A 17,113-nucleotide genomic window follows, 5' to 3' on the forward strand; every position below is an offset into this window, starting at 1 on the left:
TGGCGCTATAAGATAGCAAATTAGCAGCCCTCAGACAATGAAAAGGAGCACCATAAAACAGAAAAGCCAGACTTTTCTGAGTACCATCCCTCACAAATGCAAATACTAGGCACTGCAACTAACTGATCGCCGACATAAAGTAACGGCCAATGCTCCCTATACCAAGGCGGTATCGCTGCTTCTTGTAATAGTTTTTTAACAGAGACTGAGTGTTTTTTACCTTGAGGACGACAGCGCTCTCCACCTTTACGGCGCTTTACCACAACATCGGATAAGGATTTAAGCCCCATTGTCGCAGCGGATATATACAATGTTCCCTCACCCAAATCGTACTCCCCTTCGCGTACAACTGGGAGGCCATCACACAAAAAGTTAGGCAAGGATAGATCATCACGATCTAAATAAAGTGCACCTAAAAACCGCCGTAACTTATATCCACCCAAAATATAAACAGGATTAGCATCAACCTTAGCTAGCACAACATCAGCAAAAATCACTTGCAACTGATCCTGATTAATTCGAATACCTGTTTTCACATAAACCCAATGACGCAATAACGCACGACGTTTTTGCGGCTCAAACCCCTCTAATCTCTGTAAATCTAAGCATCCCCGTTGATCGGTACAGCCTAAAAGGTCTGATTCTAGATAGGATTCCAGCAAAGAGTGCGATTCAGCCATAAGCTCAGCGCTTTTCTGCCACTGAGTCAACACATGAGACCATCGTTGCTTTAACAACGGCATCACACGATGACGCAAATAATTTCGATCGTAACTCTCATCCTGATTGCTCGGGTCATCTATATATTCAAGTTCCAATAGATCAGCTACTTGCTCCAACTCTGCACGACTCAACTTAAGCAATGGACGAAACAGAGCCCCTTCCCCCAAAGAACGCATCGCAGCCATGCCCGACAACCCCAGCAATCCAGCTCCACGCAGCATTCTAAATAAGAGGGTTTCAGCCTGGTCATCTGCATGATGCCCCATTAACAACAAATCCCTAGCCCTTATTACCTGCTCAAATGCAGTGTATCGAGCATCTCGCGCAGCGTTTTCAGATGAGTTTTCAGGAAAAACATCAACCACTTCATGAGCAAGAGAAAGCATAGTAGCCTGAGCACACGAAAAAGCAGCCCAACTATCAGCCTCATTTTGTAAATGATGATTAATATGGACAACATGTATCTTAGAGGAAGGTAACAAGCGAGAAGCTAGCACTAGTAAGACCTGAGAGTCTAAACCACCACTATGAGCAATAAGGAAACGCTCTATATCTGAAGAAGAAACAACTGTGAGCGCATTTTTAAATTGGCGCTCACATTTTTTGAGAACAGCAACCGCTTCAGGGTTACTCTTCACCGCCAAAACCATAAGCCATCAGACGCTTATAACGTCGTTCAAGCAACTCTTCAGTCGGTAATTCATTCAAGTGCTCTAAAACACCTAACAAGTGACGTTTTAAGTTTGCAGCCGTTAGAGCAGGGTCACGATGTGCACCACCCAATGGCTCATTAATAATTTGGTCAACTAGGCCTAATTCATGCAAACGTTCAGATGTAATACCCATCGCTTTCGCTGCATCAGCTGCACGATCAGCACTCTTCCAAAGAATCGATGCACAACCTTCAGGAGATATAACAGAGTAAGTAGAGTAGCTCATCATCATAAGCTCATCACATACACCAATCGCCAACGCACCACCAGATCCACCTTCACCGATCACGGTAGAGATAATGGGTGTTTTAAATTGTGACATTTTAGCCAAGTTAAACGCTATAGCTTCTGACTGGCCACGCTCTTCAGCATCAATACCCGGATAAGCACCCGGTGTATCAATGAAGGTCAGGATAGGCATTTTAAAACGCTCAGCCATCTCCATCAGACGCAGTGCTTTACGATAACCTTCAGGACGCGGCATACCAAAGTTACGTTTTTGACGTTCACGCACGCCACGCCCTTTTTGGTGGCCAATAACCATAACAGGCTTTCCATCAAGGCGTGCTGTACCACCAACAATAGCCTGATCATCCGCAAAATGGCGATCGCCATGTATCTCATCAAATTCATCAAAAATATATTCAATGTAATCCAATGTATACGGCCGTTGAGGATGACGTGCTAGTTGAGACACTTGCCACGCAGAAAGGTCTGAAAAGATTGATTCCGTCAAAGCACGACTCTTACCTTCAAGACGAGAAATCTCTTCAGAGATATTTAACTCGGCAGTGTCATCTCCAACCAAACGAAGTTCTTCAATTTTTGCCTGCAGCTCCGCAATCGGCTGCTCAAAATCCAGATAGTTAGGATTCATATGACTCATCTATGCTTAAGTGAAAAATTGTGCAAAGTGTACCTTTTTGCAGCTTTAAGAACCAGACCTAGTAACTCAAAGAGACTGATTCGTGACCAAAACGCTCCATTAATGCAATAAGTAGCTCATCGCTGGCTTGTACCCTCCAGTTATCACCTAAGGTTAGTACCGCCTCAGCATCTGCTCTTTTATAACGCACTTTGACCGGTAACTGACCGCCAATCTTGTAAGTATTAAGTAAACTTTCGAACTCTTTTAACTTTCTACCAGTAAATTGATCTGCCGTTGCAACCACCTGAACACCAGACGCATATTGTGAGCGTGCCTGAGGAATCGTTAACACTTTATTAACACGCACCTTCAAACCTCCAGAGAAGTGATCTTCTGCTACCTCTCCTTCTACGATAAGAACCACATCTTTTTTCACAGACTCCCTTACTTCATCATAGGTATCCCCAAAAAGCGTCACATCAATGCGGGCACTACGATCATCTAAAGTCACAAAACAGAGGTTATCGCCTTTTTTGGTCTTTTTCAGCCTAATTTCTACCACTAGACCGGCAATTTTTTGCGATTGTCCACGTGCAGGTTGAAGCTCAACAATACGTTTACTAACAAAATGCTTCAATTCAGACGCATATTCATCAATAGGGTGACCCGTCAAATAGAGCCCTAAGGTATCTTTCTCACCAGTTAAGCGCTCCTTATCAGTCCAAGGCCTAACGCCTTTGTACTCCTCATAAGGATCTCGCGTTGACTCAGCCTCAGCCTCGCCAAACAAGTCAAACATACCTGCATCTTGGTTTTTAGCGGTTTGGTCGGCAGCCTGCAGGGCATCAGGAATAGCTTTCCATAACACAGCACGCTCAGCCCCTAATTTATCTAGGGCACCCGATTTGACCAGCGCTTCAAGCACCCGTTTATTTAATTTCTTTGCCCCAACACGTTGGCAGAAATCAAACAGGTCTTTAAACTCTTCCCCTGAAGCTCTTGCTTCAACAATCGCTTCAATCGGCCCCTCACCAACCCCTTTAATGGCCCCTAGTCCATAAACTATGTCGCCGTCATCATTAACAGTGAACATATAATCGCCACTATTAACATCAGGCAAGGTTGGTGCAATCTTCATCTGACGACATTCTTCAACGAAGATCACTACTTTATCAGTGTTCTGCATATCCGAAGAAAGCACTGCAGCCATAAAAGGAGCGGGATAATGGGTTTTTAGCCACGCTGTCTGGTAAGAAACGAGCGCGTAGGCGGCGGAATGGGATTTGTTAAAACCATAACCGGCAAACTTTTCTACCAGATCAAAGATGTTACCTGCTAAGTCTTTATCAATACCATTAGCTTCAGAGCCCTCTAAAAACAAAGCGCGTTGCTTCGCCATCTCCTCAGGCTTTTTCTTACCCATAGCACGGCGCAACATATCAGCCCCACCAAGGGTATATCCAGCCATAACCTGAGCAATCTGCATAACCTGTTCTTGGTAAAGGATAATACCGTAAGTCGGCTCCAATACTGGCTGCAAACTATCTAATTGGTAATCTGGATGCGGCCAAGCCATCTCAGCACGGCCATGCTTACGGTTGATAAAGTCATCAACCATGCCCGACTGCAAAGGCCCCGGACGAAAGAGTGCAACAAGTGCGACAATATCTTCAAAACGAGAGGGTAATAAGCGGCGGACAAGATCCTTCATACCACTCGACTCTAACTGGAACACAGCGGTAGTTTCAGAGGATTGCAGAAGATCAAATGTTTTTCTATCTTCTAAATCAATTAATGCTATATCGAGAGGCTCTTCATTATTTTTCTCTCGAATGCCATTAATCGTTTGTAACGCCCAATCAATAATTGTCAGCGTTCTCAGCCCCAAAAAGTCGAATTTAACCAAACCCGCTTCTTCAACGTCACCTTTATCGAACTGGGTAACAAGGCCTTTACCTTCTTCATCACAATAAGTTGCAGAAAAATCGGTTAGTTTGGTGGGGGCGATAACAACACCACCGGCATGTTTACCTACGTTTCGGGTAATACCTTCTAGCTTGTACGCCATCTCCATGATCTCTTGAGCTTCAGCGCTTGAGTTCACAAAATCACTTAACATTGGCTCTTGTTCCATCGCTTTCGTCAGCGTTATCCCAACCTCAAACGGGATAAGCTTAGATAGACGATCTGCCAAACCAAAAGGCTTGCCTTGCACACGCGCTACATCTCGGACAACCGCCTTGGCCGCCATAGTACCGAAAGTAACAATCTGAGATACCGCATCACGACCGTAAGTTCTAGCCACATAATCAATCACCTTATCACGGTTATCCATACAGAAATCGATATCGAAATCCGGCATAGAAACACGCTCAGGGTTTAGGAACCGCTCAAACAGTAAGTCATATTCAAGTGGGTCTAAATCAGTAATCTTTTGTACATAAGCCACCAATGAACCGGCACCAGAACCACGCCCAGGCCCTACAGGTACACCGTTTTCCTTACCCCATTTAATAAAGTCCATTACGATAAGGAAGTAACCTGGGAAACCCATCTGTATGATGATCTCAAGTTCAAACTCAAGTCGGTCAACATACAATTGCCGCTTAGCGTCATACTCAGGATCATCACGATCAAGAAGAATGGCTAAACGCTCTTCTAAACCGTCATAGGAGACCTTGCGAAAATAATCATCCATCAACATCCCTTCAGGGATAGGATATTTCGGCAGGTAGTAAGTCCCCATTTCAATTTCAATATTACAACGTTTCGCTATAGCTACTGTATTACTAACAGCCGATGGAATATCACTAAAAAGCTCCGCCATTTCATCTTGAGAACGGAAATACTGCTCTTCACTATAATCTTTAGGGCGAGTAGGGTCTTCAAAGGCCCGCCCTTGGTTTATACAAACGCGAACCTCATGGGCCTCAAAGTCTTCAGGTTTAATAAACATGACTTCATTGGTCGCAACGACTGGACAGTTATACTGTTTAGCTAAAGCAACTGAACCGTGAACCACCTGCTCATCACCACTGCGACCTGTACGCTGCACTTCCAAATAGAACGAATCAGGAAATACATCCATCCAATATTGTAAAATATCACCAGCCTGACCATTTTCAGCCAGAATGGAACGGCCAATTTCTCCCCGCTTACCACCTGAGAGTACAATTAAACCCTTGGATTTCTCTACAACCCATTCTTTTTTAATTAGAGCCATATCATGAATGATATTTTGCCCTTCAGAATAAGCTTGGGAGATCAGCTCCATTAGATTCAGATAACCTTCAGAGTTTCTCACTAAGAAGGTTAATCGATAAGGCTCGCCTCCCGGTTCATCCGTATTTTCAACCCAAAGATCCGCCCCACATAGTGGTTTAATACCACTACCTGTGGCTGCTTTAAAAAATTTAATTAAAGCAAAAAGATTAGTTTGGTCTGTCATCGCTACAGCAGGCATATTATTCGCTTTTGCGGCTGCAATAAGCTCTTTAACACGCACTAATCCATCCACTAAGGAAAACTCAGTATGTACACGTAGATGAATAAATTTAGGATCGTTTAAGGCTAGCTCTGACATGGTGCTCAATCTAAAATGGGTTAAGTTAATTTTCTTCTAATAACTGACGTACAGGCTTAAAAGAACGCCTGTGCTGAACTAACGGACCATGCTTTTTTAATGCTTCTAAATGGAGAACAGTCGGATAACCTTTATGTTTAGCAAACCCATATTCTGGGTGCAAAACATCAAGTTCCTGCATCTCCTTATCACGCGCAACTTTAGCGATGATGGATGCGGCACTGATCTCAGCAACTTTACTATCCCCTTTAACTACAGCTTCACTTGGGCATAATAGCTGGGGACAACGATTACCATCAATAAAAGCAAATTCGGGTGTTACATCTAACCCTTCAACGGCTCTCTGCATAGCCAGCATTGTCGCATGCAGAATATTCAGCTCGTCAATTTCCACAGGGGATGCAGAAGCAACACACCAAGCAAGTGCCTTCTCTCTTATTTCAAGATCGAGTGATTCTCGACGCTTCTCAGACAATTTTTTTGAATCGGCTAAACCTACAATCGGTTTCGATGGATCTAGAATAACAGCCGCCGCTACAACATTGCCGATCAATGGACCTCGACCAACCTCATCAACACCGGCTACCCGCTTCCCTTTCCCAAAATCAAAACCATCCATTACAGCACTCCTTTATCCTCAAGCAATTTAACGATCGCAGATGCGGCTCGCTCATCAGCATCTTGATGCAACTGAGTATAAACATCTTCAAAACGCTTCTGCACATAATCAATATAAGAGTGATCATTCAGAGCTTTTAATAGCGCCTCGCCTAAAATTCTGGGGGTCACATCATCCTGTAAAATTTCTGGGACCAACGCTTCATCAGCCAGCAAATTAGGTAATGATATATGACGAGATTTAATCATTCGGGAATAAATAGCATAAGTTAATGATGCCATTTTATAGGCCACAACCATCGGTTTTTTCAAAATAGTCGCTTCGAGTGTTGCTGTACCTGAAGCGATCAAGATTGCATCAGCAGTAGCCATAACTTGCCTAGATTGCTGCAGTACTAATCTAACATTAAGCCCAGAAAAGCTCTCATTAAGTAAAGCTTCAAGCTCATTGAATCGCTGCTCATTCGCCGCCGGCAAAAGAAAAAGCAAATCTGGCTCTTTTTCCGCTAACCATCTTGCTGTCTGTAAAAAAGGTTCAGCCAGATATTTTATCTCACTCCCCCTACTACCCGGTAACAGCGCGACAACTCGCTGAGACTCGCTAATACTAAATAAAGCCCGAGGATCCTGAAGAGACGGATCATTTACAATCTGATCTGCTAATGGGTGACCAACAAACTCAATTCTCTGACCTGTTTCTTGATAACAAGCGGGCTCAAAGGGAAACAAAGCTAGTACTAAATCTGTAGTTTGCTTTATTTTAAAAATACGCTTACGTTTCCACGCCCAAACAGAGGGACTTACATAATGAACCGTGGGAATTCCTGCCGCTTTCAAACGACCTTCCATATGAAGGGTAAAGTCTGGCGCATCAATACCAATAAAAACATCTGGGGGATTATCGATAAAATATTGGATAAGCTTTCTACGGGCTTTAAGCAGCTCAAACAATCGACCAAGAACTTCAACTAGCCCCATCACAGATAAACGTTCCATCGGGTAACGAGATATACAGCCCTCAGCCTGCATAAGCTCACCACCTATACCTTCAACGATAAGATCTGGAAACTTGGTTTTAAGTGATCGGATAAGGCCCGCGCCTAAAATATCACCTGAGGCTTCTCCCGCAACAATGCCTATTCGCAGAGGATTCGGCATAGTTTCTCCTAGCGAATAATGCCGCGGCTTGATAATTCAATAGAGTGAATCAGAGATAGGACTTCGGGACAGCTTTCCGCAAGCTCCCGTAGCTCAACTAGCGCTTGAGCAATAGTCAATTTTTTGCGGTAAATAATCTTGTAGGCGCGGCGTAAATTGGCAATAGCATCAGCTGAAAAACCTCTTCGCCTCAAACCTTCAACATTAATACCATGAGGGGCTGCTGTATTACCATTGGCCATAATGTAATCAGGGATATCTTTGAGCACTACAGTGCTGGTCCCGCACATGACATGTGCACCAATATGGCAAAACTGATGCACGGCAGTAAACCCACCAAGAACAGCCCAATCACCGACATGAACATGCCCAGCAATGGCCGTATTATTGGCCATAATGACATGGTCACCAACAATGCAATCGTGTGCCACATGCGCATAGGCCATAAAAAGGTTATCACTACCTACTTGAGTAACCCCCGCATCTTGCACTGTACCTCGGTGAATAGTTACACCTTCTCGAATGATATTATTATCACCGATAACCAATTTGGTTGGCTCACCTGCATACTTTTTATCTTGGCAATCTTCACCCACCGAAGCAAATTGGAAAATCTTATTGTTTTTGCCAATTGTCGTTGGGCCTTTTATAACAACGTGAGGCCCAACAACTGTACCCGCACCGATTTCGACATCAGGTCCAATAAGAGACCACGGCCCTACAGCAACATCACTGGCCAGCTTTGCAGAGGGATCTATAACAGCACGAGAATCGATCAAGACTTAAACCTTTCTATCAGCACACAAAATAGTTGCAGTACTTACCGTATCACCGTCGACAGATGAACGCACATCAAATTTCCAAATACCTCGACGTTCAGATACAACAGTCGCCTCTAACTTTAACTGATCACCTGGAACTACAGGACGTTTGAAGCGTAGTTTATCCGCACCCACAAAATAGTAGATAGATCCATCTTGTGGCGTTTTATCCATTGTTTTAAAACCGAGAATACCTGCAGCCTGCGCCATAGCTTCAACAATTAAAACACCAGGCATCACAGGATAGTCGGGGAAATGTCCATTAAAAAAGGGTTCATTAACTGTAACGTTTTTAATCGCAACAATGGACGTTCCTTTTTCTAGCTCCAACACCCTATCCACCAAAAGGAAAGGATACCGATGCGGAAGATATTCCCGAATTTCATTCACATCCATCATTTCTTACGAACCCTTAATCTCAATAATCTCGTCTTCAATAGACTTAATTCGACGCGCCATTTGATCCAGCTGTCGAAAACGAACAACATTTTTTTTCCACATTTTATTCGGTAACATTCCCGTACCTGATGAATATACACCCGGCTTCAATATGGATTTTGTAATAAGCGACATTGCAGTAATGTGTGAGCCATCAGCAATCGTCAAATGACCTGTAATTCCACAAGCTCCAGCAATTGTGCACTGGGCGCCAATTTTAGTGCTACCAGCCACTGCAGTACAAGCGGCTAACGCACTATTTTTGCCAATTGTAACATTATGAGCGATTTGAATCTGATTATCTAAAATCACACCATCTTCGATAACAGTATCATCTAAAGCACCACGATCAATGGTTGTACCCGCACCGATTTCAACATTATCACCTATGCTGACACCACCTAACTGAGCGATTTTCACCCAGTTATCACCATCTTTAGCAAACCCGAATCCATCCGCCCCCAAAACTACACCGCTATGAATTAGGCAGTTAGCGCCTATTTTCACATTATGGTAGATCGTCACATTAGCATTGATCACAGTATTATCTGCAACACTTGATCCTGCACCTACAACTGAATTAACACCGACAGTAGCATTATCACCAATTGTACAGCTGGGGCCTATATGAGCTCCGGCAGCCACAGAGGCAGTTTTACTCACAACAGCCGTAGGATGAACATATGCAGAAGGTGATATCTCTTGTGATAATTTTTGAGCTGAAGAAAACAGGTGACTTATTTTAGCGTAAGCCAAATAAGGGTCATCAACTAAAATAGCATTGCCTGAATAGCTTTCAAGATCTGCTGGCGACAGAATAACTGCGCCAGCCTGGGTCGTACGCAAATACTTCTGATAGCGATTATTTGCTATAAAAGAGAGTTGAGTCGACGACGCCGATTGCAATGTAGATACTGAGCTCAATTTATAATCAGCATTACCAACAAACTCTGCCGAAAGAAACGTCGCAATATCACTAAGCGTGTAATGATGATTTTTCATGAACCCATATAAGCCTATTGCTTATTTAAAAGTTCAACAACACGCGGCGTTATATCAACCTCTTTCTTTGCAAAAAGCGTTGCCTGTTTTGCTAAAACCACATCATAGCCTTCTTTTTCAATTAGCTCACGAATCACTTTATCAAGTTTAGGACGCATCTCCTGAATAAACGCTTGTTCACGCTCCATCCGCTTTTGCTGTAAGGCTTGACCATTACGCTGATACTGAGCAAATACTTTTTGAAACTGTATTTTCATTTTTTTCAGTTCTTCCGCAGAAGCAAGGTCTTTATTCTTTGTAACTTTATCTCGAGCAGCCTTAACTTGCTTTTCTAAATCTAACAGCGACTTTTCTTCTTTAGAAAATTCACTTTTCAGCTTTCCTCGGAAATCCGCAGCCGCTGAAGAAGCTAACAGCGCCTGCTGTACGCCTAATACTGCTATTTTCTCTGCATGCACAGAAAAGCTCATGCCTGCAACCAAAATAAAGCCTAACAACGATTTATAATTCATATCTTATCCCTTAGAAGGTTTGACCTAATGCAAACTGGAACACTTCAGTATCATCCCCAGCCTTATCATTTAACTGTGTCGCTAGAGCAACAGATAGCGGACCAATAGGAGTTAGCCAACTAAGACCTATACCTGCTGAATAACGAAGTTCATCCAACTTCACCCCATCTTCACAATTACCTGATAATGCAACTGATGAACAACTTGTATCAAAAACATTACCTGCATCCACAAAGAACAGCGTACGCCATGATGACTTATCTTTTACAAACGGCATTGGGAAAATAAGCTCAACCCCACCTGTAATGAGTACATCACCACCAAACGGGTCATCGTTTGTATCACGTGGACCTAAGGTATTTTGCTCGTAACCCCTAACTGTCTTTAAACCACCTGCATAAAAGTGCTTGTAAAACGGATATTCATTATCGCCCAATTCACCACCGTAACCGAGACGCCCCTTCATTGAGAGCACCCAATTACGATCTTCAGTTAGAGGGCGATACCATTTAGCATTATACAACGCCTTGTAATAGCTTAAATCGCTCCCAGGGATACTGACTTCAAGAGATGCACTTTGGGAATAACCTTTAGTTGGGAAATAACCCCTATTAAGATGGTTACTACTCCACGAACCCGTGAAGTTCATATTAAAATAATCATTTCCTTCATCCAGAAGATACTGATTAATCTCATCTGGCGTTTCAGAAGAATTTGTATTGATAGTGACCTGCTCAACATTTAGGCCAAAATTCAAACGCTGATAATCATCAATCGGATAACCAAAGTTAACACCACCGCCAATCTCATCGGTAGAGAATGCACTCGTATTATCTTCGTCAAAGTCTCGTTCACGGTAGTAAAGGTTAAAGCCTCGGCTTACGCCATCTACCGTATAGTACGGATCAACAAAACTATATGAATATTCCGTTAAAGTATCACTATTAGAGATACCTATACCGACTTTCTTACCTGTACCTAAGAAGTTATCTTGCTGCAGCTGGAAGCCCAGAATGATACCTGAGGTTTGGGAGAAACCTAAACTTGCAGAGAAGGAACCTGATTGTTGCTCTTCAACTGAATACTGCACATCGACAAGGTCTGTACTCCCTGGAACAGGGATAGTTTCGACACTAACAGCCTTAAAATATCCTGTTTTTTCTAATCGCAGCTTAGATTGTTCAATCAACTCGTTCGATGCTACCGCCGCTTCCATCTGTTTTAAGTGCTGACGAATAACATCATCTGCCGTACGCGTGTTACCTCTGATAGCAATCCTACGCACATAGGTACGCTTACCCGGATCAAGGAAAAACTTCACGGTAACAGTATTATCATCATGTAACTCAGGTGCAGGAGATACGTTGGCAAACATGTAACCTACATCGCCAATTTTATTACTCAATGCTTCTTGTGACTCAGTAATTAAACGTCTAGAAAAAGTCTGACCTTTCTCAACACGAATCACTTTCTTCAATTCAGCTTCCGGCACAACCATCTCACCCGCAATATCTACATCACGAACGGTGTATTTTTCGCCTTCAGTGACATTAACGGTTATATAGACATGCTTTTTATCAGGTGTAATTGAAACTTGTGTCGAATCAATAGAAAAGTTCACATAACCGCTATCGAGATAATAAGAGCGAAGACGTTCGATATCAGCAGACAGTTTTTGTCTCGCATAACGATCGTCCTTTTTAAAGAAAGACCAAAAATTAGGGAGTTTCAAGGAAAATAGGTCCGTTAACTCTTCATCAGTATAAACACTGTTACCCACAATATTTATATGCTGAATCGTCGCAACCTGTCCCTCTTTAATATTTATGTTTAGAGCAACACGATTACCCGGTAACGTTTCAACATCAGTTTCAACGTTTGCACCATAACGCCCTTGTGATGAGTATACTCGAACAATATCCTGCTTAATCTGCTCCAAGGTGGAACGTTTAAAAACATCACCCTCTTGCAATCCAGTCTGCTTAAGACCATCTAACAACGCATCAGATTCAAGAACTTTGTTACCATCTAATCGAATCAAACTGACTGAGGGTCTCTCCTGAAGCTGTAAAATCAGGACAGAGTCATCACGTAACAATTCAATATCATCAAAATAACCAGACTCAAACAGTTTCCGTGAAGCGTCCGCTAAAACCAAAGAATCAACCTGATCCCCTGCTGTAATCGGAAAGTTCCTAAAAACTATACCTGGTGATACTCGCTGTAATCCCTCCAAGCGAATATCTTCAACCACGAAAGATGATGTGTTTGCTTGAGCCAATGAGGCCCAAAGAAAAAGCGTAACCAGAAGTCCAATGGCGCGTTTCATGAAGTACTTCTTATCCATTATAAAAATAAAACCGACTGTAACTTAATATCACAACCGCATAAAGTCGTTAAACAGAGCTACTAACATAAGCGTTAACAGCATTGCCATCCCTATCTTCAATCCTAAAAATTGAACTCGTTCACTGACTGGCTTCCCTCTCAACAACTCAACTGTGTAGTAAAGAAGGTGCCCGCCATCCAAAACAGGAATCGGCAATAAATTCAATATACCTAAGCTAATACTCAGGTAAGCTAAAAAACTCACATAGGATTCTAAGCCAGAGGCTGCAGAAGCACTGGCCACTTTAGCAATGGTTATAGGACCACTCAAGTTTTTTACAGATATTACCCCTTCAATCATCTTCCAGATAGAATCAAGGGTCAAAGAAATCATCTGTAAAGTTTTGTTAAATGCCTTAATCAGAGCATCAAAAAAACCATAATGCAGCTCACGCTTATACTCTTGCGGCCAATCTACAGGCTGTGCAGCCGCTCCTATATAACCATAAGAACCACCCGCTTGATCTACTTTAAGCGCAGGAGATAAAACCAGTTCGCGCAATTCCACACCACGCTGCACTTGAAGCGTTAACTGCGTATTAGGGCTCGCTCTCACCACATCAACTAAAGCATACCAATCATCAACTACATCTGCATTTACACTTACTACCTTGTCTCCTAGTTGAAGCCCTGCAGCTTTAGCTCGCCCATCCTCAACTAAACGACCAATAATTGCCGGCACCTCTGGTCGCCAAGGGACCAAACCTAACGCAGTTAATGGCGACTCATTTTCAAGGTCAATATGCCACTGTTTCAGATCTATAACATACTCTTCAGGTACGACATTCACTTTATCAACGGGCCTTACAGTAAGCACCAAAGAGCCACTTTCACCAACACGAGAAGCCAGCTTTAAATTTACTTCATCCCAAGATAGGGTTTCATCACCATCAACAGATAAAATTTCGCTATTCGCAGGTATATTAGCTGTATCCGCAATAGAGCCTTCAATCAGCGTACCCACCACAGGTACGACGGTAGAAACACCCGATTGATACATAAACCAATAAGCCAGAACAGCAAAGATAAGATTAACTGCAGGACCCGCAGCCACAACAGCCATCCGCTGCAAGACCGGTTTACGATTAAACGCTTGATCTAACTGTTCAGGAGCAACCTCAGCCTCTCCCTCATCTAGCATTTTCACATAACCACCCAACGGGATAGCAGCAATAGCAAATTCAGTGCCCTGCCTATCACGCCAAGTATATAAAGCCTTACCAAAACCGATTGAAAACTTTAAGACCTTAATGCCGCACCTACGCGCAACATAAAAATGTCCCCATTCATGAATAGTAACTAAAATACCTAAGGTGAGAATGGTGATAAAAACAGTATGCAGAAATTCCATATTACACAAGCACCCAATACTGCATTCCTAATATAAACAGTGGCGAAGCGGCGGTAATGCTATCAATACGATCCAACACACCCCCATGCCCAGGCAACAATTGACTACTATCTTTAATGCCTCGATGACGCTTTAGCATACTCTCAAAAAGATCACCTAAGACTGAAATCAACCCCGTCAGTAGCGCCATAATAACTAAAGGAAAGATACTGACTGATGCCGCCCCAGCAATAAAACTATAAATAACCGCAACAGCAAAACATGCAACTAAACCTCCATACAAACCCTCACGTGTCTTTCCAGGGCTCACACTGGGCGCTAATTTTGTGCGACCAAAACGCTTGCCCGCAAAATAAGCACCGACATCCGCTCCCCAGACAAGCAATAACAGTAAAAAAATCAACTGATCACCCTGCTCTACGGACTTCATTTCAACAAACGCAAACCAACAAGGCAGAAGGACAATAAAACCAATCAGACCTCGAGCTAAGACTGAGCCCCAACTAGATACACGCGGAAATCTATACACCCAAAAGAGCGCAATAAACCAAAAGACAATAGCAAGAAAAAAAACATAAAAGGCATCTATAGTCTGATATTGATAGTGGCACAAACCTACAACGACAGCCACAAGGCACACATAGGCTACTTTCACCCGACCCTTCTGAAAACCAGCAAGATTAGCCCATTCCCATGCAGCCAACAATATAACCGCATCCATTAAAAAGACAAAGAAAGAGAAAGGAAGACCAAAAACACCAAACAACGCCAGAGGCGCAAGAACCATCGCCGTAATTATGCGCTGTTTAAGCATTCATCTCAGCCTCTACTTGCTCACTGGTACGCCCAAAACGACGCTGCCGACGACCAAAATCATCAATAGCAGCCAATAGGTGAGATTTATCGAAATCAGGCCAATAAGCATCAGAGAAATAAAGTTCGGTATATGCGAATTGCCAAATAAGAAAATTACTTATGCGCTTTTCACCACCTGTGCGAATACAAAGGTCAGGCTCAGGTAATTCATCAAGCGTTACCGCTGCGGACAATAACTCTTCAGTAATATCAGCAGGCGATATTTTATTTTGCACACACTGTTCAGCGACTTGTTGAGCGGCATTGACTATATCCCAGCGACCACCGTAGTTTGCTGCAATATTTAGCTGAAGGCCTGTACATTTTTCAGTCAACACTTCAACTTTCTCAATTTTTTTCTGTAGAGAAGCACTAAAAGCAGACTTATCCCCTATCACTCGTAAACGAATATTGTTTTTCAGTAATCGTCTAGCTTCGCGATCTAGAGCTAATTTAAACAACTCCATTAGCCCTTTAACTTCAAGGGGAGGTCGTTTCCAATTTTCAGAACTAAACGCAAAAAGCGTCAACACTTCCACTCCAGACTCAATACAGCCTTCGATAGTGGAACGGACGCAGTCAACACCAGCTTTATGCCCGGCAAGACCTGGTAGGCGCCGTTCTTTCGCCCAGCGATTATTACCATCCATTATAATGGCAATATGTCGCGGCGTTTTCGCAGCTAGACTAGACGGGCTATTAGTAGATTTCATGACATAAGTTCAGCGGCACTTTACAGCACCGCTGCTACGATCAAATTTCCATTAGATCTTTTTCTTTCTGCTCCAAAAGTGCATCCACTTCAGCAACATACTTATCCGTAATCTTCTGAATCTGATCTTCACCACGGCGCTGATCATCCTCAGTAATCTCCTTCTCTTTCAGAAGATCCTTCAAGTCACCATTAGCATCACGGCGAATATTACGTACAGAGACACGCGCATTCTCAGCTTCTGAACGAGCCTGCTTTATGTAACCTTTGCGTGTTTCCTCTGTCAAAGGCGGCATAGGAACACGGATATTTTCACCAGCCGTTGCAGGATTGAGCCCTAAGTTTGATGTCATAATTGCTTTTTCAATCACAGGTACCATAGGTTTTTCCCAAGGCACAATAGACAATGTTCTGCCATCTTCAACAGAGATATTAGCAACCTGACTTAAAGGCACATCAGATCCGTAATAAGAAACCTGCACACCTTCCAAAATACTTGGATGCGCGCGGCCGGTACGAATCTTTTTAAAATTATTTACTAGAGCATCTAAGCTCTTCTGCATGCGTTCGGAAGCATCCTGAGTAATTTCATTCAGCATATTTTTCTCCAACCGTTTCACTGCAATCAATCAATGTGCCTTCATTACCACCTACAACTAGGTTGGCCAAAGCACCTGATTTATTCATATTAAATACACGAACAGGCATATCATGATCGCGCGTTAAACATATCGCCGTCAGATCCATCACACCCAACTGTTGCTCCAGAACTTCATCATAATTTAGATGAAGGTATCGGCGCGCCGTTGGATCTTTAACTGGATCGGCAGTATATACACCATCAACTTTTGTCGCTTTTAAAACAACATCTGCATCAATTTCTATACCACGCAAACAAGCGGCAGAATCTGTAGTGAAAAATGGGTTACCTGTGCCAGCGGCAAAAATAACTACATCACCCTGATTCAAGTAACGTATCGCATTACGACGATCATAATGATCAACGACACCACTCATAGGAATTGCAGACATAACACGTGTATTAATATTGCTACGTTCTAAAGCATCGCGCATAGCTAATGCATTCATAACCGTAGCTAACATTCCCATGTGATCACCGGTAACTCGATCTAAGCCAGCAGCATTAAGTGCGGCACCGCGGAATAAATTCCCGCCACCAATCACCATACCCACTTGCACACCTATTCCAACCAACTGGCCGATTTCAAGCGCCATTCGATTGAGGACATTGGAATCAATACCAAAGCTTTCTTCGCCCATTAGGGCTTCGCCGCTCAACTTGAGCAGAATACGTTTATATTTGGACCGTTTTTCGGTAGATGGCATCCGTCTATCTCCGCAGAAATTGAG

15 protein-coding genes are annotated in these 17,113 nt (G+C 43.0%); all 15 read right to left on the reverse strand.

The window, feature by feature from the left end:
• Positions 1–20 precede the first annotated feature (20 nt).
• The 15 genes from tilS to pyrH all read right to left on the reverse strand — a co-directional run bounded on the left by tilS (position 21) and on the right by pyrH (position 17,089).
• Complete coding sequence (tilS, locus tag ACOQOE_RS15815; RefSeq protein WP_420554444.1) at positions 21–1,361, reverse strand: tRNA lysidine(34) synthetase TilS; 1,341 nt, start codon at positions 1,359–1,361, stop codon at positions 21–23.
• The gene (gene accA, locus ACOQOE_RS15820) at positions 1,351–2,313 is read right to left on the reverse strand and encodes an acetyl-CoA carboxylase carboxyl transferase subunit alpha (RefSeq protein WP_067867247.1); all 963 of its coding nucleotides are present in this window, start codon (positions 2,311–2,313) and stop codon (positions 1,351–1,353) included. Before accA ends, tilS begins: the two co-directional genes overlap by 11 nt.
• Positions 2,314–2,380: 67 nt before the next feature.
• Positions 2,381–5,887 carry a DNA polymerase III subunit alpha gene (dnaE, locus tag ACOQOE_RS15825; RefSeq protein WP_067867204.1) on the reverse strand — a complete coding sequence of 1,169 codons (3,507 nt, stop codon included), beginning with the start codon at positions 5,885–5,887 and terminating at the stop codon, positions 2,381–2,383.
• A gap of 25 nt (positions 5,888–5,912) precedes the next feature.
• Positions 5,913–6,506 (reverse strand): ribonuclease HII, encoded by a 594-nt coding sequence (gene rnhB, locus ACOQOE_RS15830; RefSeq protein WP_420554445.1) that lies wholly within the window; start codon positions 6,504–6,506, stop codon positions 5,913–5,915.
• Complete coding sequence (gene lpxB, locus ACOQOE_RS15835) at positions 6,506–7,663, reverse strand: lipid-A-disaccharide synthase (RefSeq protein WP_067866231.1); 1,158 nt, start codon at positions 7,661–7,663, stop codon at positions 6,506–6,508. The genes rnhB and lpxB overlap by 1 nt, the downstream gene beginning before the upstream one ends.
• Positions 7,664–7,671: 8 nt before the next feature.
• A complete protein-coding gene (gene lpxA / locus ACOQOE_RS15840) occupies positions 7,672–8,442 on the reverse strand; it encodes an acyl-ACP--UDP-N-acetylglucosamine O-acyltransferase (RefSeq protein WP_067866229.1) in 771 nt (256 codons plus the stop codon).
• 3 nt (positions 8,443–8,445) lie between these two features.
• Positions 8,446–8,883: a 3-hydroxyacyl-ACP dehydratase FabZ gene (fabZ, locus tag ACOQOE_RS15845; RefSeq protein ID WP_067866228.1), complete on the reverse strand. Its 438-nt coding sequence runs from the start codon at positions 8,881–8,883 to the stop codon at positions 8,446–8,448.
• Between the two features lie 3 nt (positions 8,884–8,886).
• Entirely contained in the window at positions 8,887–9,924 is a 1,038-nt protein-coding gene (gene lpxD / locus ACOQOE_RS15850; RefSeq protein ID WP_067866226.1) for a UDP-3-O-(3-hydroxymyristoyl)glucosamine N-acyltransferase, read from the reverse strand.
• Between the two features lie 14 nt (positions 9,925–9,938).
• Positions 9,939–10,436 (reverse strand): OmpH family outer membrane protein, encoded by a 498-nt coding sequence (locus tag ACOQOE_RS15855; RefSeq protein WP_067866224.1) that lies wholly within the window; start codon positions 10,434–10,436, stop codon positions 9,939–9,941.
• 10 nt (positions 10,437–10,446) lie between these two features.
• The gene (gene bamA / locus ACOQOE_RS15860; RefSeq protein ID WP_420554446.1) at positions 10,447–12,765 is read right to left on the reverse strand and encodes an outer membrane protein assembly factor BamA; all 2,319 of its coding nucleotides are present in this window, start codon (positions 12,763–12,765) and stop codon (positions 10,447–10,449) included.
• 48 nt (positions 12,766–12,813) lie between these two features.
• Positions 12,814–14,175 (reverse strand): RIP metalloprotease RseP, encoded by a 1,362-nt coding sequence (rseP, locus tag ACOQOE_RS15865; protein ID WP_067866219.1) that lies wholly within the window; start codon positions 14,173–14,175, stop codon positions 12,814–12,816.
• 1 nt (position 14,176) lies between these two features.
• On the reverse strand, positions 14,177–14,989 hold the full coding sequence (locus ACOQOE_RS15870) for a phosphatidate cytidylyltransferase (RefSeq protein ID WP_420554447.1): 813 nt from the start codon (positions 14,987–14,989) through the stop codon (positions 14,177–14,179).
• Positions 14,982–15,743: a polyprenyl diphosphate synthase gene (uppS, locus tag ACOQOE_RS15875; RefSeq protein ID WP_067866216.1), complete on the reverse strand. Its 762-nt coding sequence runs from the start codon at positions 15,741–15,743 to the stop codon at positions 14,982–14,984. The genes ACOQOE_RS15870 and uppS overlap by 8 nt, the downstream gene beginning before the upstream one ends.
• A 40-nt stretch (positions 15,744–15,783) precedes the next feature.
• Complete coding sequence (gene frr, locus ACOQOE_RS15880; RefSeq protein ID WP_067866214.1) at positions 15,784–16,341, reverse strand: ribosome recycling factor; 558 nt, start codon at positions 16,339–16,341, stop codon at positions 15,784–15,786.
• Positions 16,331–17,089 (reverse strand): UMP kinase, encoded by a 759-nt coding sequence (gene pyrH, locus ACOQOE_RS15885; RefSeq protein WP_067866211.1) that lies wholly within the window; start codon positions 17,087–17,089, stop codon positions 16,331–16,333. The genes frr and pyrH overlap by 11 nt, the downstream gene beginning before the upstream one ends.
• Between the last annotated feature and the right edge of the window lie 24 nt (positions 17,090–17,113).

Source organism: Neptuniibacter marinus (genome assembly GCF_965223595.1).
Classification (GTDB): domain Bacteria; phylum Pseudomonadota; class Gammaproteobacteria; order Pseudomonadales; family Balneatricaceae; genus Neptuniibacter; species Neptuniibacter marinus.